Annotated in this window: 20 protein-coding genes; 11 read left to right on the plus strand and 9 right to left on the minus strand. The window is 56.1% G+C overall.

Annotated features, from left to right (window positions below):
• Positions 1 to 68: 68 nt before the first annotated feature.
• Positions 69 to 1,367 carry a solute carrier family 23 protein gene (locus AC3CHX_RS22610; RefSeq protein WP_488630228.1) on the minus strand — a complete coding sequence of 433 codons (1,299 nt, stop codon included), beginning with the start codon at positions 1,365 to 1,367 and terminating at the stop codon, positions 69 to 71.
• A 382-nt stretch (positions 1,368 to 1,749) separates the two neighbouring features.
• On the opposite strand from AC3CHX_RS22610, the gene AC3CHX_RS22615 reads away from it, so the two are divergent.
• Positions 1,750 to 3,012, plus strand: coding sequence for a dicarboxylate/amino acid:cation symporter (locus AC3CHX_RS22615; RefSeq protein WP_488630229.1), 1,263 nt, complete (start codon positions 1,750 to 1,752; stop codon positions 3,010 to 3,012).
• Between the two features lie 128 nt (positions 3,013 to 3,140).
• On the opposite strand, the gene AC3CHX_RS22620 is transcribed toward AC3CHX_RS22615, so the two are convergent.
• A complete protein-coding gene (locus AC3CHX_RS22620; RefSeq protein WP_488630230.1) occupies positions 3,141 to 3,602 on the minus strand; it encodes a DUF1269 domain-containing protein in 462 nt (153 codons plus the stop codon).
• A gap of 295 nt (positions 3,603 to 3,897) precedes the next feature.
• Here AC3CHX_RS22620 and AC3CHX_RS22625 point away from each other — a divergent pair, with 295 nt between their 5' ends.
• Positions 3,898 to 4,200 (plus strand): antibiotic biosynthesis monooxygenase family protein, encoded by a 303-nt coding sequence (locus AC3CHX_RS22625; protein WP_488630231.1) that lies wholly within the window; start codon positions 3,898 to 3,900, stop codon positions 4,198 to 4,200.
• Between the two features lie 196 nt (positions 4,201 to 4,396).
• On the opposite strand, the gene AC3CHX_RS22630 is transcribed toward AC3CHX_RS22625, so the two are convergent.
• Positions 4,397 to 4,627: a DUF3563 family protein gene (locus AC3CHX_RS22630; protein WP_488630232.1), complete on the minus strand. Its 231-nt coding sequence runs from the start codon at positions 4,625 to 4,627 to the stop codon at positions 4,397 to 4,399.
• Positions 4,628 to 4,881: 254 nt separating this feature from the next.
• On the opposite strand from AC3CHX_RS22630, the gene sbcB reads away from it, so the two are divergent.
• The gene (sbcB, locus tag AC3CHX_RS22635; RefSeq protein WP_488630233.1) at positions 4,882 to 6,315 is read left to right on the plus strand and encodes an exodeoxyribonuclease I; all 1,434 of its coding nucleotides are present in this window, start codon (positions 4,882 to 4,884) and stop codon (positions 6,313 to 6,315) included.
• 10 nt (positions 6,316 to 6,325) lie between these two features.
• Here sbcB and AC3CHX_RS22640 read toward each other — a convergent pair whose 3' ends face one another.
• Entirely contained in the window at positions 6,326 to 8,845 is a 2,520-nt protein-coding gene (locus AC3CHX_RS22640; protein ID WP_488630234.1) for an acyl-CoA dehydrogenase, read from the minus strand.
• Between the two features lie 513 nt (positions 8,846 to 9,358).
• On the opposite strand from AC3CHX_RS22640, the gene AC3CHX_RS22645 reads away from it, so the two are divergent.
• The 5 genes from AC3CHX_RS22645 to AC3CHX_RS22665 all read left to right on the plus strand — a co-directional run bounded on the left by AC3CHX_RS22645 (position 9,359) and on the right by AC3CHX_RS22665 (position 12,307).
• A complete protein-coding gene (locus AC3CHX_RS22645) occupies positions 9,359 to 10,477 on the plus strand; it encodes an SDR family oxidoreductase (RefSeq protein WP_488630235.1) in 1,119 nt (372 codons plus the stop codon).
• A 150-nt stretch (positions 10,478 to 10,627) separates the two neighbouring features.
• Positions 10,628 to 11,011 (plus strand): MAPEG family protein, encoded by a 384-nt coding sequence (locus AC3CHX_RS22650; protein ID WP_488630236.1) that lies wholly within the window; start codon positions 10,628 to 10,630, stop codon positions 11,009 to 11,011.
• Between the two features lie 157 nt (positions 11,012 to 11,168).
• Entirely contained in the window at positions 11,169 to 11,387 is a 219-nt protein-coding gene (locus AC3CHX_RS22655) for a hypothetical protein (RefSeq protein ID WP_488630237.1), read from the plus strand.
• 38 nt (positions 11,388 to 11,425) lie between these two features.
• A complete protein-coding gene (locus AC3CHX_RS22660; RefSeq protein WP_488630238.1) occupies positions 11,426 to 11,656 on the plus strand; it encodes an RNA-binding S4 domain-containing protein in 231 nt (76 codons plus the stop codon).
• A 33-nt stretch (positions 11,657 to 11,689) separates the two neighbouring features.
• Positions 11,690 to 12,307 (plus strand): DUF924 family protein, encoded by a 618-nt coding sequence (locus tag AC3CHX_RS22665; RefSeq protein ID WP_488630239.1) that lies wholly within the window; start codon positions 11,690 to 11,692, stop codon positions 12,305 to 12,307.
• A 19-nt stretch (positions 12,308 to 12,326) separates the two neighbouring features.
• On the opposite strand, the gene AC3CHX_RS22670 is transcribed toward AC3CHX_RS22665, so the two are convergent.
• Positions 12,327 to 14,591, minus strand: a complete 2,265-nt coding sequence (locus AC3CHX_RS22670; protein WP_488630240.1) for a heavy metal translocating P-type ATPase — start codon at positions 14,589 to 14,591, stop codon at positions 12,327 to 12,329.
• 122 nt (positions 14,592 to 14,713) lie between these two features.
• Between AC3CHX_RS22670 and cadR the strand changes: the two genes are divergently transcribed.
• Positions 14,714 to 15,169 (plus strand): Cd(II)/Pb(II)-responsive transcriptional regulator, encoded by a 456-nt coding sequence (gene cadR / locus AC3CHX_RS22675; protein WP_488630241.1) that lies wholly within the window; start codon positions 14,714 to 14,716, stop codon positions 15,167 to 15,169.
• A 45-nt stretch (positions 15,170 to 15,214) separates the two neighbouring features.
• On the opposite strand, the gene AC3CHX_RS22680 is transcribed toward cadR, so the two are convergent.
• The 4 genes from AC3CHX_RS22680 to AC3CHX_RS22695 form a co-directional block, all read right to left on the minus strand.
• Positions 15,215 to 16,117 (minus strand): metal ABC transporter substrate-binding protein, encoded by a 903-nt coding sequence (locus AC3CHX_RS22680; RefSeq protein ID WP_488630242.1) that lies wholly within the window; start codon positions 16,115 to 16,117, stop codon positions 15,215 to 15,217.
• A 97-nt stretch (positions 16,118 to 16,214) separates the two neighbouring features.
• Positions 16,215 to 17,120, minus strand: coding sequence for a metal ABC transporter permease (locus AC3CHX_RS22685; RefSeq protein WP_488630243.1), 906 nt, complete (start codon positions 17,118 to 17,120; stop codon positions 16,215 to 16,217).
• Positions 17,117 to 17,860 carry a metal ABC transporter ATP-binding protein gene (locus AC3CHX_RS22690; protein ID WP_488630244.1) on the minus strand — a complete coding sequence of 248 codons (744 nt, stop codon included), beginning with the start codon at positions 17,858 to 17,860 and terminating at the stop codon, positions 17,117 to 17,119. Before AC3CHX_RS22690 ends, AC3CHX_RS22685 begins: the two co-directional genes overlap by 4 nt.
• On the minus strand, positions 17,857 to 18,000 hold the full coding sequence (locus AC3CHX_RS22695) for a hypothetical protein (RefSeq protein ID WP_488630245.1): 144 nt from the start codon (positions 17,998 to 18,000) through the stop codon (positions 17,857 to 17,859). The genes AC3CHX_RS22690 and AC3CHX_RS22695 overlap by 4 nt, the downstream gene beginning before the upstream one ends.
• A gap of 544 nt (positions 18,001 to 18,544) precedes the next feature.
• On the opposite strand from AC3CHX_RS22695, the gene adh reads away from it, so the two are divergent.
• A complete protein-coding gene (gene adh / locus AC3CHX_RS22700) occupies positions 18,545 to 20,065 on the plus strand; it encodes an aldehyde dehydrogenase (protein ID WP_488630246.1) in 1,521 nt (506 codons plus the stop codon).
• Positions 20,066 to 20,170: 105 nt separating this feature from the next.
• Positions 20,171 to 20,569 (plus strand): DUF779 domain-containing protein, encoded by a 399-nt coding sequence (locus tag AC3CHX_RS22705; RefSeq protein ID WP_488630247.1) that lies wholly within the window; start codon positions 20,171 to 20,173, stop codon positions 20,567 to 20,569.
• Positions 20,570 to 20,606 lie beyond the last annotated feature (37 nt).

The following is a 20,606-nucleotide window of genomic DNA, read 5'->3' on the forward strand; positions in this document are numbered from 1 at the left end:
GAATATTTGGCGCATACAAAACGGGAGCCTGAGGCTCCCGTTTTGACAAGATGATGGCCTTGTGAGAATTACGCCTTCTTCAAGCCCAATAGCGCATATAAAATAATCGCGCCGAAAGTAGCCGTCCCGATGCCGCCCAACGCAAACTGTCCCAGTTTCAGCGTGAAGTCGCCGGTTCCCAATACCAACGTCACCGCAGCGACGATCAGGTTACGGTTATCGGAAAAATCGACTTTATTGACTACCCAGATACGCGCGCCGGAAACCGCAATCAAACCAAACACAACGATCGACACGCCACCCAGCACAGCCCCCGGAATAGTCTGAATCAGCGCACCGAATTTCGGCGAGAACCCGAGCACCAGCGCGATCAGCGCAGCCACCACAAATACCAGTGTCGAATAGATTTTCGTCACCGCCATCACGCCGATGTTTTCTGCATAAGTGGTGACACCGGTGCCGCCAACGCTACCTGAGACTATCGTCGCCAGGCCATCGCCAACGAAAGCACGTCCCATGTACTTATCCAGATTCTGACCGGTCATGGCGCTGACCGCCTTGATATGGCCGAGATTTTCGGCCACCAGGATGATCGCAACCGGGGCCAGCAAGGCCATCGCATCGAGTTTGAATACGGGTGCCGCAAAATGCGGAATGCCAAACCAGGCGGCATGCGCGACGATGGCGAAATCAATCGGTTTTCCCATGCCGGCACCATTGGTCAGCAGCGCATACATCACATACGCCAGCATCAAGCCCACCAGGATCAGCAAACGCTGCAGCATGCCGCGCGCAAACACCGCGACCACGCCGACACACAGCACCGTGCCAAGCGCCATCCAGGCATCGAAACTATTGCCGATAACGCCTTTGACCGCGATCGGCGCCAGGTTCAGGCCGATGACAGCGACCACCGCGCCGGTAACCACCGGCGGCATCAGCTTTTCGATCCAGCGCGTGCCGATCAACATCACCAGAAAACCGATCAGCGTGTAGACCACGCCGCAGGCAATGATGCCGCCCAGGGCGACCCCGAGGTTGGCGTTGAGACCGCTGCCGCCATAGCCGCTGACGGCAATCACCAGACCGATGAAGGAAAAACTGGACCCCAGATAACTCGGGATGCGGCCGCCGACCAGCACAAAGAACAGCAAGGTGCCAATCCCCGACATAAAAATCGCCAGATTCGGATCGAAGCCCATCAACAACGGTGCCAGCACCGTCGCCCCGAACATCGCCACCACGTGCTGCACGCCCATCGCAAGGGTCTGCGGCCAGGGCAAGCGTTCGTCGGTGGCAATGATTTGCGCCTGCCCGTCAACCGCAGCGGCGCGCACTCGCCACTTCGGGAAATAAGAACCCGCCATGCATTTCCTCCCTGAAAGTCCGGCTTGTCCCATCACTGTTTTTTCGCCGGGTGGCGTAGAACAGCGGCTGAGAACCGGATGATTTATTTGAATTTGATTGGGGAGTAGTGTACGAAGACAACCCGGAAATAACAATCGACAATGCACATACTGGATTGCGGGCATCGATATCTCCCTGTGCTCCAAATATGAAGCAGCCGAAAACCTTGTTTTCCGGAAGAATTGTGTATCATCTCGTCCTGGAAAAATTTCTGCAAAAACTTGCAAAAATTACCACTCAGACAATGCACGTGCTGCTTATCCGGCAGTTTTCTGAATAATCATTCATGCAATTTGATTGCAAAGTGCTTTCATCAACCTTAATTACCCTTAGAGAAAACAGATGAAAAAGATAAAAATGACGACATGGATCATCGTCGCCATGGTGTTAGGCATAGTTGCCGGATACATCGGCCACACCCTTGCCCCCGACGCTGCCGCAGCGAAACAAATCGCCGGTTACTTTTCGATCGTCACCGATGTGTTTTTGCGGCTGATCAAGATGATCATTGCGCCGCTGGTGTTCGGCACCTTGGTGTCGGGTATCGCGGGCATGAAAGACAGCAGCTCGGTCGGCCGTATCGGCGTGCGGGCCTTAGGCTGGTTTGTGACCGCTTCCTTAATTTCCCTGGCCCTGGGCATGCTGTTTGTCAACGTCCTGCAGGTCGGCCATGCGCTCAACCTGCCTCTGCCGGAACTGGGAAGCGCCACCCAATTGAATACCAGCGGCTTTAATTTGAAAGACTTTGTCACACACGTCTTCCCGAGCAGTTTCGTCGACGCCATGGCGAAAAACGAAATCTTGCAGATTCTGGTGTTCTCGCTGTTCTTCGGCTTTGGCCTGGCATCCATCAAGGGCGAAGCCGCAAAAACGCTGACCACGGCCATCGACGGCCTGGTGCACGTCATGTTGAAGGTCACGGATTCCGTGATGCGCTTTGCGCCGATCGGCGTATTTGCCGCCATCGCCGCCGTCATTACGGTGCAGGGTTTCGGCGTACTCGCGACTTATGCCAAGTTCCTGGGCGGATTTTATGCGGGACTCGCCACGCTGTGGGCGGTGCTGATCGGCGTCGGCTATCTATTCCTGGGCGGCTCGGTCTTCACCTTGCTCAAGCTGCTCAAGGAGCCGATCATGCTGGCCTTTTCAACCGCCAGCAGCGAAGCCGCCTATCCGAAGACGATGGAGCAGCTGGAAAAATTCGGCGTGAATAATAAGATCACCGGCTTCGTGCTGCCGCTGGGCTACTCATTCAATCTCGACGGATCGATGATGTACCAGGCATTTGCCGCATTGTTCGTCGCCCAGGCCTACAACATCGACATGTCGTTTGCCCAGCAAATCACCATGCTGCTGGTATTGATGGTGAGCAGCAAAGGCATGGCCGGGGTCCCGCGCGGCTCCCTGGTGGTGGTCGCTGCCATCCTGCCGATGTTTCACCTGCCGGAAGCCGGCATCCTGCTGATCATCGGGATCGATCAATTCCTCGACATGGGGCGCACGGCCACCAACGTGATCGGGAACGGCATTGCAACCAGTGTGATCGCAAAGTGGGAAGGTGAACTTGAGGCGCAGCCTGACGCCGGTGCACTGGCAGAGGCCTGATGGCGGCCCGGAAAACCTGTCATCAGGATTCTCATTGCGTTCGTTGCGCATTTCAATAGTAAAAAAGCCCGCTGGTATCGCCAGCGGGCTTTTTCTTTCCCTACTCCCTTAGCAATCACATAACCGGATCAAGGAAATACCGGAATATGCGATTCCACTCCGCCAAATTTCGCTTCAGGATGCCGTTTTGCAATTAAGGCTTCGATTTCAGGCACCCTTCTGAAATTTACATCGACGATCAACAGCACTTTGCCCTTGGCGATATCGCCCAAAAAGCTTTCCAGCCGCGAATTAGGAAGCGCCGCCGCCGCCATTCCCGCCATCCAGCCGCCAAGCACGAGACCGACAGCCGTGGTGACCAATAACGCCAGCATGTTCAGATGGATCCATTCCGGCGGAAAATACACTAGCCAGATGCCGAACAGCAAACCCAGTATTGCACCAACAATCATGCCGTTCTGAGCACCATGGGTCAGATCTGTCTTATGCCAGAAACTCGCATCAGGCATATCGTCCGGCAAGGTATTATCTGCAGCCCAAAAACGCATATGCCGGATTTCGATACGGGCCAGCAACAATTCATCGAGCATGCCGCGTGCGCTAGGGATGTCAGGTAACATGAAATACAGTCGTTGTCGGGCTAACATAACAATCTCCTTCACCTATAACTGATGATCTTTTCAGCATAGACAATCAATCGCGAATAGACAAAGTCTAAATTGCCGATCGCCTTGACCAAAGTGCATGCCGCTTAGTCAAGCTTCTCTACCTCACACATCGGCGCTGGTTTGTAAAAAATGATATTCCAGTGTTTTTATTCACCTGAAACTTGCCGCCAAAAATGCGACAATTGCTGTCCAATTACAATCGACAAACGGAAACAAAATGATCCTCGAACTCGCCGACATCCGTATTCAGCCGGGCAAGCAAGCCGAATTTGACGCCGCGATTCAACGTGGCATCGAGCAGGTCATCAGCAAAGCCAAGGGCTTTTCTGGTTTTAAGATACACAAGGGGATAGAGTCGCCGGAGCGTTACGTGCTGACGATTTTCTGGCAGACACTGGAAAACCATACTGTCGATTTTCGTGAATCTGCAGCATTTGCCGAATGGCGCGGGATAGTCGGGCCGTTTTTTGCCGCACCGCCAACAGTCGAGCATTTCTCGCTGTTGGCAAAGTCAAACTAAATCCGTAGCGGAGGACGCTACGAGGTATTGCAACGACACTCAGCAGAAGCGTGCCCTGGTCTGACGCATGGGTACGCCGTGCGATCGGATGCAGGCAACAACTATTGCTGTCTACTGTTGCGGCTTATTTCCTACTTACTCGATACTTTCAGGCATATTGCCCGACAACACGATACATGACGCAACTAACGACGAATTAGATACCTTTCATCCACGCTGCCGTTTGCACTGTTTCGCGATCCATTTGGCGAATGCGATATTCCAGATCGTACAAGTCGACAGCTTCAGCCAGATACGCTTCCTTGCGAGCTGCTTCCGACATTTCGTAAGCATTGCCGATGTGTTTGAAGAAAGATGCAATGGCACTGACGAAACCAACTGGTTGAGCCAAAGCACGGGTAGAACTATTAACAGTCAAGGTAGACATGATATTTTCCTATTCAATGATTACCGCAATCGGCTTACAATTGTTGCGGCGCACCATCAGAATAACGTTTCCACCGAATAGTGCCAATTTCGAATCTCCATAGCAGTTATCAGTTTTGTGAATTCCGGGGGCTAAACCTGTTAATTCCGACTTTTTAGGCGAGCGCCTCAAGTGTTGTAAAACAGGACCGCTCACTATCAAAGATGGCTGTAGACTGCAACATCTTTGCTAAATCATCCATAACGACACCACCGATGTCCAATCACACCTTCCTCTGGCACGACTACGAAACCTTCGGCGCACAGCCGCGACGCGACCGCCCGGCCCAATTTGCCGCGGTCCGTACCGACGCTGAACTCAACGAAATCGGCGACCCGATCATGTTGTACTGCAAACCGGCACCCGATTTCCTGCCGGATCCGCAGTCTTGTCTGATTACCCACATCACGCCGCAGCAATGCCTGGAACGCGGCGTCCCCGAATATCAGTTTGCGGCCGAGATTGAGCGTGCCTTCTCCGAACCGGGCACCATTGGCGTCGGCTACAACACTATTCGCTTCGATGACGAAATCACGCGCTTCATGTTCTGGCGCAATCTGATCGATCCGTATGCCCGCGAATGGCAAAACAACTGCGGCCGCTGGGATATTCTGGATGTGGTGCGTACCGCCTACGCGCTGCGCCCGGAAGGCATGCAATGGCCGACAAACGATGAAGGCCGCCCCAGCTTCCGTCTGGAACATCTGACCGCAGCCAATGGCCTCAGTCACGCAGCAGCGCATGACGCTCTGTCCGACGTGCGCGCCACCATCGCCCTGGCCCGCCTGATCCGCCGGCATCAGCCTAAACTGTTCGACTTTTGCCTGGGATTACACAAAAAGGAAAGGGTTGCCGCCGAAATCGGTTTGCCTGCAACAAAACCGTTTCTGCATATTTCCGGCATGTTTCCGGCCGAGCAAGGCTGTATCGCGCTGATGTGGCCGCTGGGCGTGCATCCGACCAACAAGAACGAGATACTGGCCTGGAATCTGGCGTTTGACCCCAGCGAGTTATTTGATCTGGATCCGGAAATCGTCCGTACCCGCCTGTTTAGCAAAACGACCGATCTGCCGGAAGGCATGACGCGCTTGCCGTTGAAATCCATCCACACGAACAAGTCGCCGATGGTGATCGGCAATCTGAAAACCTTGGCGCCGGAGATGGCAGCGAAGTGGGGCATAGACCGCGAGCTGGCACTGAAACACGCCGACATCGCGGCCCGGGCACCGGACCTGAGCACGCTGTGGCGGCAGGTATTCCAGCGCCCGACCGAAGCCACCCCGGATGTGGACGAAGACCTGTACGGCGGCTTTGTCGGCAACGGCGACCGTCGCAAACTGGCTGACTTGCGCGCCATGTCACCGCAACAGCTGAGCAGCGCGCGCATCAGTTTCGACGACTTGCGACTGCAAGAACTGCTGTTCCGCTATCGCGCCCGGAACTTCCCGCAAACCCTGTCGGCAGAAGAAAACCAGCGATGGGAAGAGCATCGTGCGGCGCGCCTGTTTGATGGCGCAGGCGGGGCTCGCAACATCGATGACTTTTTTGCTGCAATAGACGCGTTGTCGGAAACGGCCGACGAACGTGGCGAGGAAATCCTGGGCGAGTTGTACGACTATGTGGAAATGATCGCGCCGCAACGCGATTAAGTTCGCGTTGCTACTGATGATATTGCTGCAGCTGGTTTAGCTGGTGCCGTTTCTGCAGCGCCTCCCGCTTGTTCAAATCCTGCGGAAAATCATCGACCTGGACACTGATGTCGCCGCAATGGGCGAAATCGCTCAGCACCTGTTGCTCATCTTCGGTGATAAACGCACCGGCCGCCGCCAGTGCTATCCAGTGCTGCATCTCGATCAGACTTTGCGGTATCGGTGCCAGACTACCGTCGTTGATCGCCGGCTTCAGTCGGGCTTCAATTGCATTCACCTGCGGGATCAGCCTGAACGCTAGTTCACCGTAAGCGGTCGGTGCTTGCTCAGGGCCGGGCATGTAGATATCGGCAATCAAGCGGTTGCGACTGGCACCATCGGTCTGCATTGCCCGTGCCAGCGTGCTGTCGAGCGCGTCAGACGGCTTGTGGTACGACAGCCCGTACGGGAAAGCCAGCAGGCGCAGCGCAAATGCCAAAGGCCGATTCGGATAATTAGCTAACACCCCAAGATAGGCTTCCTGGGCCTGGTGCAACGCATCTTGCGCGGCCCAATGCACATACGGCAAATCGTCCTGTTGACGGCCATCGTCCTCGTAGCGCTTCAGCACGCTCGATACCAGATACAACTGGGACAGCACATCGCCCAGCCTTGCCGAAATCCGTTCGCGGAATTTGAGCGAGCCGCCCAGCAACAACATCGAAACATCGCTGAGTAGCGCAAACGCTGTCGACAAGCGGTTCACAGCGCGGTAAAAATGACGCAGCTCGGCCGGTGCCGCCTTAGGTGCCGCCAACAAGGTCCCCGCCGAAATCCCGCCCAGCAAGGTGCGGGCAACATTGGCGAAGACAAAACCGACATGCGCGAAAAACGCCTGGTCGAAATCTTGCAACGCCTTGGCATCATCCTGTTCAGCAGCCGCCGTCATCTCTTTCAGGACATACGGATGACAGCGTATCGCGCCCTGGCCAAAAATAATCAGGCAACGCGTCAGGATATTTGCGCCTTCGACAGTGATGGCAATCGGTATCTGCTGGTAAGTGCGTGCCAGAAAATTATTTGGCCCCATGCAGATCCCTTTGCCGCCGAGGATATCCATGCCGGCGTTGACAATCACGCGACCACGTTCGGTCACGTGATATTTGGAAATGGCCGAAATCACCGATGGTTTCTCGCCGCTATCGACCGCCAGCGCCGACAGTCTGCGGGTGGCATCAATCAGATACAGATTGCCGCCCATGCGTGCCAGCATTTCATGGATGCCCTCAAACTTGCCTATCGGGATCTTGAATTGATGGCGCATCGCCGCGTAGGCGCTGGTGCCGCGCACCGCCATCTTGGAAAAGCCGACGGTCGACGACGGCAGTGAAATAGCGCGGCCGGCGGCCAGACATTCCATCAGCATGCGCCAGCCCTTGCCGATCTGCGCCCGTCCGCCGATCACCCAATCCAGCGGAATGAACACGTCCTTGCCGGAAGTCGGCCCGTTCTGAAATACTGCATCCAGCGGCCAGTGGCGCCGTCCTGCGACGACGCCGGGATGGTTGGTTGGAATCAATGCGCAAGTTATCCCGAGGTCGCCCTCGCCGTGCACAAGAAACGTGCCGTCGCTGGACAACAAACCCTCCGGGTCGTACACCCGAAACGCCAGTCCCAGCACCGTGGCAATCGGTCCCAATGTGATGTAGCGCTTGTCCCAGGTGATCCGAAAGCCCAGCATGTCCTGACCTTGATACACATCCCGGCACACCACGCCGACATCGGGTATCGCCGCCGCATCGGAACCCGCATAAGGACTGGTCAAGGCAAAACAGGGAATCTCTTCACCGGCCGCCAGACGCGGCAGGTAATAGTCTTTTTGCGCATCGGTACCGTATTCCAGCAATAATTCGGCAGGGCCCAATGAGTTCGGCACCATCACCGAGATCGCCGCCGCCGAGCAGTGCGACGACAGCTTCATGATCACTTGCGAATGCATGTAGGCAGAGAATTCCTTGCCCCCATACCGCTTCGGAATGATCATGCCGAGAAATCCCTTCTCCTTGATGAACTGCCACGCATGCGGCGGTAAATCCTGCCAGACTTCGGTGGTTTCCCAATCCGTGATCAAGCCGCACAACTGCGCGACTTCGTTGTCCAGAAACGACTGCTCGTCAACGCTTAACGCGGGTGGCGCCAATGCCAGCAATTTGTTCCAGTCCGGCTTGCCCGAGAACAGTTCGGCATCCCACCAGGTAGTTCCCGCTTCGATTGCGTCGCGTTCGGTCTGCGACATGCGCGGCAGGATATTTTTGAAAATCTTCAGGGTCGGCTTGCTCAGCAACCGTATCCGTAGCGGCTTGATGGCGACGATCAATGCCGGGGTCACCAGCAGCAAAACCAGCAAAGTAGCGGCTAGCGCGCCGATCCCGGCCAACCGGAAACCGGCCGCTATCCAGAGTGCAATCGCGACCAGCCAGATCCAGGCGTTGACACGCATGGTCATCAGCCCGATACCACCGATGATGAGCGCTGCGATCCAATAAAACATAGTTTCTCCTAGTTGATCTTCCAAGAACCTGCATGCTGTCTTACGGCTCAGCTAGCGCCAACCGCCATGATCGAAGCGCATGCCCAACGCGAAACTGGCCTCAAACAGGTTCCAACTTGCAGCGCATCTGCTGGACCCGCCACCGTACTCCCATCGCCATTGGTCACTTGCTAGCAGGCAAAAGTTTCAATACAAACAAACTATGTTTAACAATTAGGAACAGACGAGACGAATATCCCGCAAATTTCTTTAAAATAGTAAATGGCAAATAGATAACTTATATTTTTGTGTAACTTTTTGTATCCAAATGTCAACGTTTACCCTCGCTAGCCGTTAATAGCGCAAGCTAAGCGCCTAACCTGCCTTAAAATACTAACTATCCGCCTCTTCTTCGGGCCGCACCCTCTTATAATCTACCTACAATTATTCCTAACCGGTAATAAGAGTACGACAAGTGCTTTTAGAAGCTCAGCAGCATGTAACCAACAAGTAGCAAAATAATCAGTGGCTCTAATGAACAATTTAATTTTGATGACCGGTGCGACCGGTTTCTTGGGTGGCGCGAATGCGGTAGAAGCCATCCACCGGGGACTGGGCAAGCAATTGCTGTTTCTGGCACGCGCCGACACTCCTGCCGCTGCGCACGCGCGCGTTATCAAGAACCTGCAACTACTGGGTGCAAGCGCGGAAGAGACAGCATCGATCGATGTCTCGCAAATACTCTGTGCCGATCTGTGTGAACTCGACAGCATTGCCGATGAGCCGCGCCTGAATCAAGTCTCGACAGTGATCCATTCGGCGGCACTGGCGACCTTTTCCAACCACCCTTCGCTTGAAAAAATCAACGTTGACGGTACCTTGGCGCTGGGCAAACTGATGCACGGTCGGCCGGCGCTGAAGCGCTTCATGTATATCGGTACGGCGATGGCCTGCGGTGCCGGTGCCGGTGAAAATTCGATCGTCAGCGAACAAGTTACATTGCCGCTCGGCGACGAGCATCTGGTCGCCTATACCCGCTCGAAAGCCATGGGCGAAAAGAAATTGCGTGACACCTATCCGGATCTGCCGTTGATTCTGGTGCGGCCATCCATCATCGTTGGCCATACAAAGCTGGGCTGTGCGCCGTCACAAAGCATTTTCTGGGTGTTCATGGTGTGGCAAATGCTGGGTGCGCTGACCACTTCGCTGGATGAAAAAGTGGACGTGGTACCGGTCGACTGGTGCGCCCACGCCATCATCGATCTGGCGCTCAAGGAAAGCCTTTCCTACAAGGTCTACCATATCTCGGCAGGTGTCGGTTCCAGTGTAGCGTTCCGTGAAATAGACATTGCGCTGGCAGCTGCGCGCCATATCTCACCCATCGGCGCTGCATATGAACAAATTACGCCAGATGCGATCGCCGACCTGCTGCCAAAAATGCGAGAGTGCGTACCGGAATGCAACGATCGCCTGCTCTTGCGCGCACTCAAGCTGTACGGTGCCTTCGCCGGATTGAATTATGTGTTCCGCAACGATCACTTGCTGGCCGAAGGCATCCAGACGCCACCGCGCTTCTCGGATTACATCGGTTTGTGCGTCGAATCTGCACGCCATATCCCGATTGCCGAACAGATGAAGTGGGACTTCAAATAAGCGCCATCCGCGCAGAATTGTAATCACCTCCGCTGCCTTGTCGCTGGCGTATTCCGTTAAAATCGACGGCATATTCAACACAGGGAACACGCCATGCAATGGAAAGGCAATCGGGAAAGTGAGTACTTCCCTTTTCATTTTGGAGCATCCATGACCATTGCTTACTGGTGCGTACTGATTGCAGGCTTAATGGCGCCGATCACAGTTGCCGTCGCCAAATGGGGGAAGCGTGACTACGACAATAGCGAACCGCGCGCCTGGCTCGACCAGCAATCCGGAGTACGGCGTCGCGCCGACTATGCTCATCGGAATCACTTCGAAGCATTCCCCTTTTTCGCCGCCGGCGTCATCATCGCGCATCAGGTACATGCCGCCCAGAGTACGTTGAATACGCTGGCCATGCTGTTCATCGCCGCCCGCCTGGTCTACACTTTTTGCTATCTGACGAATAAATCATCGCTGCGCTCGGCCGCCTGGGTCGTCGGCTATCTGGCAGTAATCGCGCTGTTTGCACTGGCCGCCATTACGCCTTGAGTAACTGCGCTTAACCAATAACGCCAAGCAGTTCGAGAGTTGAAATTGCCGTTGAAGTCGCTTTTGTCCAAACAACCCATTCATGCCCTAAGCCATGTCCCCTATCGCCAGTATCCAAGCGCTCCGCGATGCTCTAAACTCGCTGCAACAGAATCAAATGCATATCACCGGTTTTTGTCAGATTTGGCGTAGCCAGCCGGCACTCCTGGCAAGCTTGCCGCCGCGCTACGCAGAGGTCGCCGAAGACCTGCTCGGCCGTCTGGAGGCAGGCAGCCTGTTCACCGAAGAAAGCTGCTCATTCAGCCAGCAGGATTTGCTCGACGGCCTGACGGTCTGGCTCGACAAGGCGCAACAAAAACTGGCATCTTCGGACTGATTCTTCGTCACGACTTCTTACTGTTATCGGAATCCTCAATGCAACAACTTGAATTTAATATCGACGGCGAGTACGTCGAACTGAACCAGCTCCTGAAACTAACCGGCGTATGTGACAGCGGCGGCGCAGGAAAAGCGATCGTCGCCAGCGGTGCGGTGTCGGTGGATGGCAAAGTAGAACTGCGCAAAACCTGCAAGATCCGCGCCGGTCAGTTGGTCACATTGGGCGACGTGAAAATTCGCGTTTTGGCTGCCGATACCGCAACCTGATCCGCACTATCAGCGTCACTAAAGGGCGCCGCCATGTATCCGCCAGATTCAAGCAGTGAAATCGAGGCCATATGCCGCTTCTGGTTCGGAGATGCGACCGACGACGCCGTCACGGAGCGCCAGCAAGCAAGGCTTTGGTGGGGTAAAAATTCGGCTATCGACACCGAAATAAAACAGCGCTTTGAAACCTTCACGCTCGCCGCCGAACGCGGCGAACTGGAGCACTGGGCCGCAACCGCAAAAGGATTGCTGGCGCTGATTTTGCTGACGGATCAGTTCCCACGCAATATGTACCGCGCAACACCACGCGCATTCGCTTTCGATGCGCAGGCGCGCGGCTATTCCCGGCTCGGACTGCAAAATGGCTTTACCGCGCAAATGCGACCGATCGAACAGGTCTTTTTACACATGCCGCTGGTCCATTCGGAAGTCCTGGCAGATCAGCAGCAAGCAGTGGCATTCTGCCGGGCACTGGTCGATCAGGTGCCGGCTGCGCAAAAAGCCAGCCTTGAAGGAACGCTGGACTCCACGATCCGGCACCATGACATCATCGCCCGCTTCGGCCGCTTTCCTCACCGCAACCACATACTGCAACGGCAATCGACTGCCGAAGAACTGGCATTTTTGCAGCAGCCGGGTACGTCTTTCTAAAGCCTGCTAATTGGGTTCGCTAACGAAACGCTCGCAACAAGCGCAATCCATTAAACACCACCAGCAAACTCGCCCCCATATCGGCAAATACGGCCATCCACAATGTCGCCTCGCCGGACAACGCCAACACCAGAAATACCGCCTTGATGCCGAGCGCCAGAGTGATGTTCTGCATCAGCACGTTATGGGTTTTCCGGCTCAGCCGGATGAAGTCGGGAATCTTGCGCAGGTCGTCGTCCATCAGCGCCACATCGGCGGTTTCAAGGGCGGTATCGGTACCCGCGGCGCCCATCGCAAAACCGACATTCGCCTTGGCCAGAGCCGGGGCATCGTTAATCCCATCGCCAACCATGCCGACGTAAGCGTAGCGCTGGATCAAGCCGTTGAGCGCATTTAACTTGTCGTCCGGCAGCAAATTGCCGCGCGCATCGGTAATCCCGACTTTGGCGGCGATTGCCTGCGCCGTGTGCGGGTTGTCGCCGGTCAGCATGACCGCTTCGATTCCCATCGCATGCAACTGCGCAATCGCGACAACGCTGGTATCGCGCACCGTGTCGGCGACCGCCAGAATCAGTAGCGGCGTGCTGGCGGAACACAGTACCACGGTGGTTTTCCCCTGCACTTCCAGGGCTTCCAGGCGTGTTTCAAGCGCCGCGCTGCAGATACCCATGTCGTGGACCATGCGGTGATTGCCCAGATAGAAGCGCTGGCCATCGATGCTGCCTTGTACGCCAAGTCCGGTCAATGCTTCAAATTCGCTGACCTCGATCAAATCGCCGAGACTATTTGTCGACTGCCAGTGAGCGACCACTGCGGTCGATACCGGATGGTCCGAGCGACGCGCCAGGCTGGCGGCCAGCCTCTGTAATTTGATTGAGGTGGCGTCTGCTGCCATGTCCCAGGGTTGTACCAACTGGGCATCGGTCACCAACGGTTTTCCCAATGTCAGCGTGCCGGTTTTGTCCAGCGCCAGCGCCTTGATCTTGCGGCCCATCTCAAGGTACACGCCACCCTTGATCAGCACCCCATGTCTGGCCGCTGCGGCCAGCCCGCTGACCACCGTCACCGGCGTCGAGATCACCAGCGCACAGGGGCAGGCAATCACCAGCAGTACCAATGCCTTGTACAGCCACGGATACAGCGCCGCACCCAGCAGCAGCGGTGGCAGCACCGCCACCAGCAAGGCCATCAGCACCACCGCCGGAATGTAATAGCGGGCAAACTGATCGACGAAACGCTGGGTCGGAGCACGTTGTCCCTGCGCCTGTTGCACGCTTTTGATGATGCGCGACAAGGTCGAATTCGCTTGCAGTGCGGTGACCTTATAGTCAAACGCACCGCGCTCGTTGATCGTCCCGGCGAACACCTGATCGCCAGGCTGCTTCTCTACCGGCATGCTTTCGCCGGTAATCGGGGCTTGATTGACGGTGCTCCGGCCTGCCATCACGATGCCGTCCAGCGGCACCCGTTCGCCCGGCTTGACGCGTACCAGCGCCGCCATGGCCACTTGCGTAGCGGCTACTGCGCGCCAGACGCCCGCGCCATCTTGCACCGTCGCCACATCCGGCGCCAGTGCCATCAGCCCCTTGATCGCATTGCGCGCACGATCCAACGATAGCGCTTCAATCATTTCGGCCAAAGCGAACAGGAAAATCACTACCGCGGCTTCGGGCCACTTGCCGATCAGCGCGGCGCCGATCACCGCCAACGACATCAGGAAGTTCATGTTGAGCGAAAAATTGCGGAGCGCGATCCAGCCCTTTTTAAGCGTGTCCAGCCCGCCGGCAAGAATCGCCAGCAACGCCAATCCGATCACCAGCCAGGAGGTTTCATTGGCGCTGGTCCACGCCACCACTTCCGAGCCGATGGCAGCGCTACCGGATACGGTCATCAACAGCCATTTGCTGCGCGCAATTTTGAACGCGCCGTCGCCGTGTTCGGCGGCCAGACCGACCGCTCCGGTCAGGGTGTCGGACTTCAACGCCGGATCAAGGTCGAGCGCCTTTAGGGAGCTGATGATGGTCGCCACCGAGTCCAGGCTATGCTGCACGGTCAATTCGCGCTGGATCAGATTGAACTGCATGCCCTCGATGCCGGCCATGTTTTTAAAGCGGTCACGAATCAGTTTTTCTTCGGTTGGACAATCCATCTTCTGAATCAGAAACACCGCTTCGGCACTGCCCTCAGGCACAGGCGGCGCATCGATAGATGCGGCGCTGGCGGCATGTGTGTGCTCGTGCTCATGTGCGTGATCGTGCGGATGATCGTGTTGACAACTTCCCATGCGGCTCTCCTTGAATCGATATTGATACACCTTGTGCATTTAAAACCCTGTAGCTACTATAGAGTCAAGGCCAAAATGTAAAAAATCGGAAATGCCGTCAATCCAAGCAGAAAGCAGGAACCATGACCGCGACCACACTCAAGATCGGCGAATTATCCAGCCACGCCGGTTGTCCAATCGAAACTATCCGTTATTACGAACGTGAAGGCTTGTTGCCGCCGGCGGCGCGTTCACAGGGCAATTACCGGCTGTATGGGCCGACCCATGTCGAGCGTCTGCAATTTATCCGCCATTGCCGCTCACTCGATATGACGCTCGATGAAGTCCGCAGCCTGTTGCAGTTTCGGGATCTGCCGGAGGAAAATTGTGAGCAAATCAACACGCTGCTGGATCACCATATCGATCACGTCGCCAACCGTATTGCCGAATTGAAGGTGCTGCAATCTCAGTTAAAGCAGTTACGCAAACAATGCCATAGCGTGCAGGCTGCCAAGGATTGCGGGATTTTGCAGGGGCTGGCGAATATGGAAGATGAAGCGCCGGCCAACTTGGGTAGTCATGGCGGCGGCTGTCATTGAACCCGGTGAGGCGGGGCATCCCACACGCCGCCTGTCCATATTTACTTAATTTTGTTTGAGACGGTCCATGATCTGCGCGACATTAAACCGCATCATGCGCAGATAAGTCGGTGCCGGACCGCCTGCCTGCGACAACGCATCTGCATATAACTTGCCGCCCGGTGCTACACCGACTTCGTTGCTGATTTGTTGTAACAGCTTCGGATTGCTCATGTTCTCGAAAAAGATCGCTTTGCTATGTTCCTGACGCATTTGGCGGATCAGCCTCGCGACATCTTTGGCACTCGGCTCGCTTTCACTCGACACCCCTTGCGGCGCCAGGAAACGCACCTTGAAATGTGCACCGAAATATTCAAACGCATCGTGCGAAGTAATCACACTACGGTGCGCATTGGGGATTTGCGCGAACTGCGCTTGCGCCCAGCTCTCCAGTTCGGCCAGCGAGCGCTGGTAAGCGTCGCCATTCCTCTTATATATCGCGGCGCCGGCAGGATCGGCCTTGCTCAGTGCGGCGACAATATTCCGGGTGTAGACCATCACATTGGTCGGATCCTGCCATGCGTGCGGATCAGGACGCTGTGCGGTATTGTCACCTTGCTCATTCTCTAAGCGCTGACGGACGGCAATCCCGTCGCTGGCAACCACCAATGCGCCTTTGTAATTGGCGGCCCCGGCAAGACGCTGAATCCAGCCTTCGAAGCCAAGACCATTTACCACCACCACTTTCGCTTGCGCCAGCATTCTGACGTCTTTTGGCGTCGGTGCAAACACATGCGCATCTTCGTCCGGCCCGACCAGCGTCGAAACTGCAACCCGGTCACCGCCAACATTGCTGACGATATCGCCAAGTATGCTGAAACTGGCGACCACCGGCATCCTGGTTGCTCCCATTGCGGTGCTGCCGGCAAGCACCAGGGCCATAAACAGCATGTATTTGAAACGCGTCATGCGGAGCTCCTTGTAGATAAAGTTCAGGACAAAAACAGCTTGGGCGAACCGGCGCGGGCGTCAGTGTGAAATGTCGGGCGAGCCCCGCCCGGCCGGATCAGCCCAGCCGGTGCGGCCGCTTCAATAATTTGGGCAACCAGCCGCGCGGCGCAATCAGTAACGAGATCAGATACAGTCCACCGGCGCAGACAATGATGGTCGGGCCCGACGGCGTTGATGTGTAATACGACAACAACAAGCCGATATAGCCGGCACCGGCAGCTTGCACCCCGCTGTTGAGCAATTGCGCCGGCAAGGTGTCATGCCAGAGTCGGGCCGAGACTGCCGGCAGCATCATCAAACCCACTGCCATCAGCGTCCCCAGTGTCTGAAAAGAAGCCACCAGGTTGAGCACCACCAGCATCAGAAACAGCTGCTGAAACAACGCCCCGCGTGCGCCTCTGGCACCGCATGCGGCCAGAAAAGACGAATCAAAACTTTCTAGCACCAGACCGCGATACATCAAGGCTCCCAGCACCAGGCTGGCAGTAGTCACCCCGGCCACCAGAAACAGGCCTTCACGATCCACCCCAAGGACGTTGCCAAACAGGATGTGCAGCAAATCCAGCTTGGAGCCATTCACCGATATCAGCATCACGCCCAGCGCCAGCGCCACCAGATACACCGAAGCCAGACTCGCGTCTTCCTTCAAATCCGTATGACGACTGATCAGGGCGGCAATCGCCACGACGATCACTCCCGCCAGGAAGCCGCCGATGCTCAATGCCGGCAGCGACAAGCCGAACAACATGAAACCGACCGCCACACCCGGCAGTACCGCATGACTGAGCGCATCGCCGAACAAACTCATGCGGCGCAAGGTCAGCAATACGCCCAGCGGCGCACTGCTGAGCGCCAGCGCCAGAATGCCGATCAGGGCCCGCCGCATGAATGCGAATTCCTGAAACGGTGCCAGTGCAACCTGATAAAACGTGGTGAGCCAATGCAGTGAAAAAACGCTCATGCTGCCACCCCAGGCTTGCAGATCGGCGCGTTCGGGTCCTGTGCTTCCGGCATGTTCTTGGCCAGGCGCAAATGATCGTCGGTCAATACCTTGGCAGTCTCGCCCCACGCCACCAGGCGGCGCGCCAACAGTACCGCTTGCGGAAAATGCCGGCGCACCTGTTCGTTGTCATGCAACACGGCAATCACGGTGCGCTGCTGCGCGTGCCACGACTGGACGATGGCCAGCAAATCTTCGGTCGTCTTGGCATCCACCGCATTGAACGGTTCGTCCAGCAAGATCAGCTCGGCATCCTGCAACAGAATGCGGGCAAACAATACCCGCTGAAACTGCCCGGCCGACAAGCTGCCTATCGAGCGCTCAGCAAAACCGTCCAGCCCAACAGCATGCAAAGCCGCGTCAGCCTTTGCCGCCATCGCCTTGTTGATGCCGCCAAACAATCCCGCCCGTTGCCAATAACCCAGCAACACACAATCCATTACCGAAATCGGAAAGCCCCGATCGATCTCGGCTTGCTGCGGCAAGTAGGCAATGCGCTTGCGAGCGACGCTGATATCGACATGCCCGCCATCGAGTCGCACCAAGCCCAGCAAACTCTTCAGCAAAGTACTTTTACCGGCGCCATTCGGCCCGATGACCGCCGTCAGCGAGCCGGATTCAAAGCAGCCGCTGATGTGATGCAAGGCCGGATGCTGGCGATACGCGACGGTCAGGTTTTGTAAGGTAACGGCAGGCTTCATCCCCCAACTCCCGCCAGCGCCCACCACACGCCAAGCCAGAACAGCAGGCAAACAGGCAGCACCAGCATCAGCCGGAACCACGCCGAGCGCGCCAGCATGCTGCTGCGATTTTTGTTAACAAGAGATAAATTGGTTGGCATCTTGGCTCTACTCACAACACGGTTTTGAAGACATGAATCGGCTAACGACTAGCTGCTAACGACCAGCGTCCGGCAGAAATCGCTATCAGCTGCAACGTCAAACGAATTGCAACAAAGTTGCAGACTGAGGATTATAGTGCAACCTAGTTGCATTTTTCTGCTTTTCTTTTATATCCACGCGCTAATGTTTTTTCAGTGCGGCAACCCAATTCAGCGCGCCACGGAGCGCTAACTTGAAAAGGCAATAGCCAACACCCAGTTCAAATTCGGCACACGTAACATTCGGAGTGTGTTCCAAAATGCAACAATCCTGACTTGTCTCTTGCCACAAACCAAGCGCCGCGCAGCCCGCCCGGGCACCGCTCCAATCCAGCGAAATCCAGCTGCCAGGCGGCTCTCCAGCGACTTCTGACCAAACTCCGCCGCCCACTTAAACCTACCGATCCGATTGGCACGCGCCTTGCGCATATACCCTCGTGTCTGTTGCACCTGTTCCACAGCCAACCTGGTAATTAATTAATCAAAACCCCTTTCGGAGGACGACATGAATCTGGCAGATATCAGCAAACTGGGAATTAAAAATCCATTCAAACAACGTTACGAGAATTTCATCGGCGGCAAGTTTGTGCCACCGGTAAAGGGCGAGTATTTTGAAAATATCAGCCCCGTGCTCGGCAAGACCTTCTGCGAAGTAGCCCGTTCCAGCGCAGAAGACGTCGAGCTGGCACTGGATGCCGCCCATGCCGCCAAGCGCGCCTGGGGCCGCACATCCCCCGCCGAGCGCGCCAACATCCTCAACAAAATTGCCGACCGGATGGAAGCCAATCTGGAACTGCTGGCGATCGCCGAAACCATCGACAACGGCAAGCCTCTGCGTGAAACCACGCTGGCGGACATTCCCCTGGCCATCGATCACTTCCGCTATTTTGCCGGTTGCATCCGAGCGCAGGAAGGCAGCGTCGCGACCATCGATGCCGAAACCTATGCGTATCATTTCCATGAACCGCTGGGCGTGGTCGGTCAGATCATTCCGTGGAATTTCCCGATCCTGATGGCGGTCTGGAAAATGGCGCCGGCGCTGGCTGCCGGCAACTGCATCGTGCTCAAGCCGGCCGAACAAACGCCGGCCTCGATCATGGTCTGGATCGAACTGGTGCAGGATCTGCTGCCGCCGGGCGTACTGAATATCGTACAGGGCTTCGGCCTCGAAGCCGGCAAACCGCTGGCGTCCAGCAAACGGATTGCCAAGATCGCCTTCACCGGTGAAACCACCACCGGCCGCCTGATCATGCAGTACGCGTCGCAAAACATCATTCCGGTAACGCTGGAACTGGGCGGGAAATCCCCGAATATCTTTTTTGCCGATGTCATGGATCAGGACGACGCGTTCTTCGACAAGTGCCTGGAAGGCTTTGCCATGTTCGCGTTGAACCAGGGCGAGGTCTGCACTTGTCCATCGCGGGCGCTGATTCAAGAGTCGATCTACGAACGCTTCATGGAACGCGCATTGCAACGCGTGAAAGCCATCAAGCAAGGCAATCCGCTGGATATGGGCACCATGATCGGTGCGCAGGCATCGCAGGAACAACTGGAAAAAATCCTGTCCTACATCGATATCGGCAAACAGGAAGGCGCGAAACTGCTTACCGGCGGCGCACGCACGCAACATGGCGGCGATCTGGATGCGGGTTATTACATCGAGCCGACCGTATTCGAAGGCAATAACAAGATGCGCATCTTCCAGGAAGAAATTTTTGGCCCGGTACTGTCCGTGACTACGTTCAAGGATGAAGAAGAAGCGCTGGAGATTGCCAACGACACCTTGTACGGTCTGGGCGCCGGATTGTGGACCCGCGACGGTTCGCGCGCGTTCCGCATGGGGCGGGAAATCCAGGCCGGCCGGGTCTGGACCAACTGCTATCACCTGTACCCGGCGCATGCTGCATTCGGTGGTTACAAACAGTCCGGTATCGGTCGCGAAAACCACAAGATGATGCTGGATCACTATCAACAAACCAAGAACCTGCTGGTGAGCTATAGCCCGAACGCCTTGGGGTTCTTCTAATCGGTAGTTCTATTTAATGTGCCGTTAATCTATCGCTAGTTCGCAATCGCACTCTGCTCCGCCACCCGGGGAGCAGAGTCGAACCAGCCAACCGAAAGCCTGACCATGTCCACCATCCCTGCCCGCGTCACCGTCACCGCAGCCGCACTGGAATTATTGCAAACGCTGCGCAAGAAACATGGGGCGCTGATGTTCTTTCAATCCGGCGGCTGCTGCGATGGCAGTTCGCCGATGTGTTACGCTCGTGGCGATTTTCAGATTGGCGATGCCGACGTGTATCTGGGCGACCTGGATGGTGAACCCTTTTATATCGGTGCCGATCAGTTCGAATACTGGAAACATACGCAGTTAATCATCGACGTCGTCAACGGCAACGGCGGCATGTTTTCTCTGGACAACGGATCAGGCCGTCGTTTTCTGACACGCTCACGTCTGTTCAGCGACGATGAATGCGATCAGTTGGCGCAGTTGCCGCAGCAAGTGGGGAAACAGGCCGGCACCTGAAGCAAGCAAGGCATGCATTTTTCCGCACCGATCAAAC

It is taken from the genome of Glaciimonas sp. OK215 (assembly GCF_057787885.1).

Excerpts from the sequence above, each read along its gene's own strand:
- AC3CHX_RS22610 (WP_488630228.1), bottom strand. The coding sequence starts at position 1,367 with ATGGCGGGTTCTTATTTCCCGAAGTGGCGAGTGCGCGCCGCTGCGGTT.
- AC3CHX_RS22615 (WP_488630229.1), top strand. The coding sequence starts at position 1,750 with ATGAAAAAGATAAAAATGACGACATGGATCATCGTCGCCATGGTGTTA.
- AC3CHX_RS22620 (WP_488630230.1), bottom strand. The coding sequence starts at position 3,602 with ATGCTCGATGAATTGTTGCTGGCCCGTATCGAAATCCGGCATATGCGT.
- AC3CHX_RS22625 (WP_488630231.1), top strand. The coding sequence starts at position 3,898 with ATGATCCTCGAACTCGCCGACATCCGTATTCAGCCGGGCAAGCAAGCC.
- AC3CHX_RS22630 (WP_488630232.1), bottom strand. The coding sequence starts at position 4,627 with ATGTCTACCTTGACTGTTAATAGTTCTACCCGTGCTTTGGCTCAACCA.
- sbcB (WP_488630233.1), top strand. The coding sequence starts at position 4,882 with ATGTCCAATCACACCTTCCTCTGGCACGACTACGAAACCTTCGGCGCA.
- AC3CHX_RS22640 (WP_488630234.1), bottom strand. The coding sequence starts at position 8,845 with ATGTTTTATTGGATCGCAGCGCTCATCATCGGTGGTATCGGGCTGATG.
- AC3CHX_RS22645 (WP_488630235.1), top strand. The coding sequence starts at position 9,359 with ATGAACAATTTAATTTTGATGACCGGTGCGACCGGTTTCTTGGGTGGC.
- AC3CHX_RS22650 (WP_488630236.1), top strand. The coding sequence starts at position 10,628 with ATGACCATTGCTTACTGGTGCGTACTGATTGCAGGCTTAATGGCGCCG.
- AC3CHX_RS22655 (WP_488630237.1), top strand. The coding sequence starts at position 11,169 with ATGCATATCACCGGTTTTTGTCAGATTTGGCGTAGCCAGCCGGCACTC.
- AC3CHX_RS22660 (WP_488630238.1), top strand. The coding sequence starts at position 11,426 with ATGCAACAACTTGAATTTAATATCGACGGCGAGTACGTCGAACTGAAC.
- AC3CHX_RS22665 (WP_488630239.1), top strand. The coding sequence starts at position 11,690 with ATGTATCCGCCAGATTCAAGCAGTGAAATCGAGGCCATATGCCGCTTC.
- AC3CHX_RS22670 (WP_488630240.1), bottom strand. The coding sequence starts at position 14,591 with ATGGGAAGTTGTCAACACGATCATCCGCACGATCACGCACATGAGCAC.
- cadR (WP_488630241.1), top strand. The coding sequence starts at position 14,714 with ATGACCGCGACCACACTCAAGATCGGCGAATTATCCAGCCACGCCGGT.
- AC3CHX_RS22680 (WP_488630242.1), bottom strand. The coding sequence starts at position 16,117 with ATGACGCGTTTCAAATACATGCTGTTTATGGCCCTGGTGCTTGCCGGC.
- AC3CHX_RS22685 (WP_488630243.1), bottom strand. The coding sequence starts at position 17,120 with ATGAGCGTTTTTTCACTGCATTGGCTCACCACGTTTTATCAGGTTGCA.
- AC3CHX_RS22690 (WP_488630244.1), bottom strand. The coding sequence starts at position 17,860 with ATGAAGCCTGCCGTTACCTTACAAAACCTGACCGTCGCGTATCGCCAG.
- AC3CHX_RS22695 (WP_488630245.1), bottom strand. The coding sequence starts at position 18,000 with ATGCCAACCAATTTATCTCTTGTTAACAAAAATCGCAGCAGCATGCTG.
- adh (WP_488630246.1), top strand. The coding sequence starts at position 18,545 with ATGAATCTGGCAGATATCAGCAAACTGGGAATTAAAAATCCATTCAAA.
- AC3CHX_RS22705 (WP_488630247.1), top strand. The coding sequence starts at position 20,171 with ATGTCCACCATCCCTGCCCGCGTCACCGTCACCGCAGCCGCACTGGAA.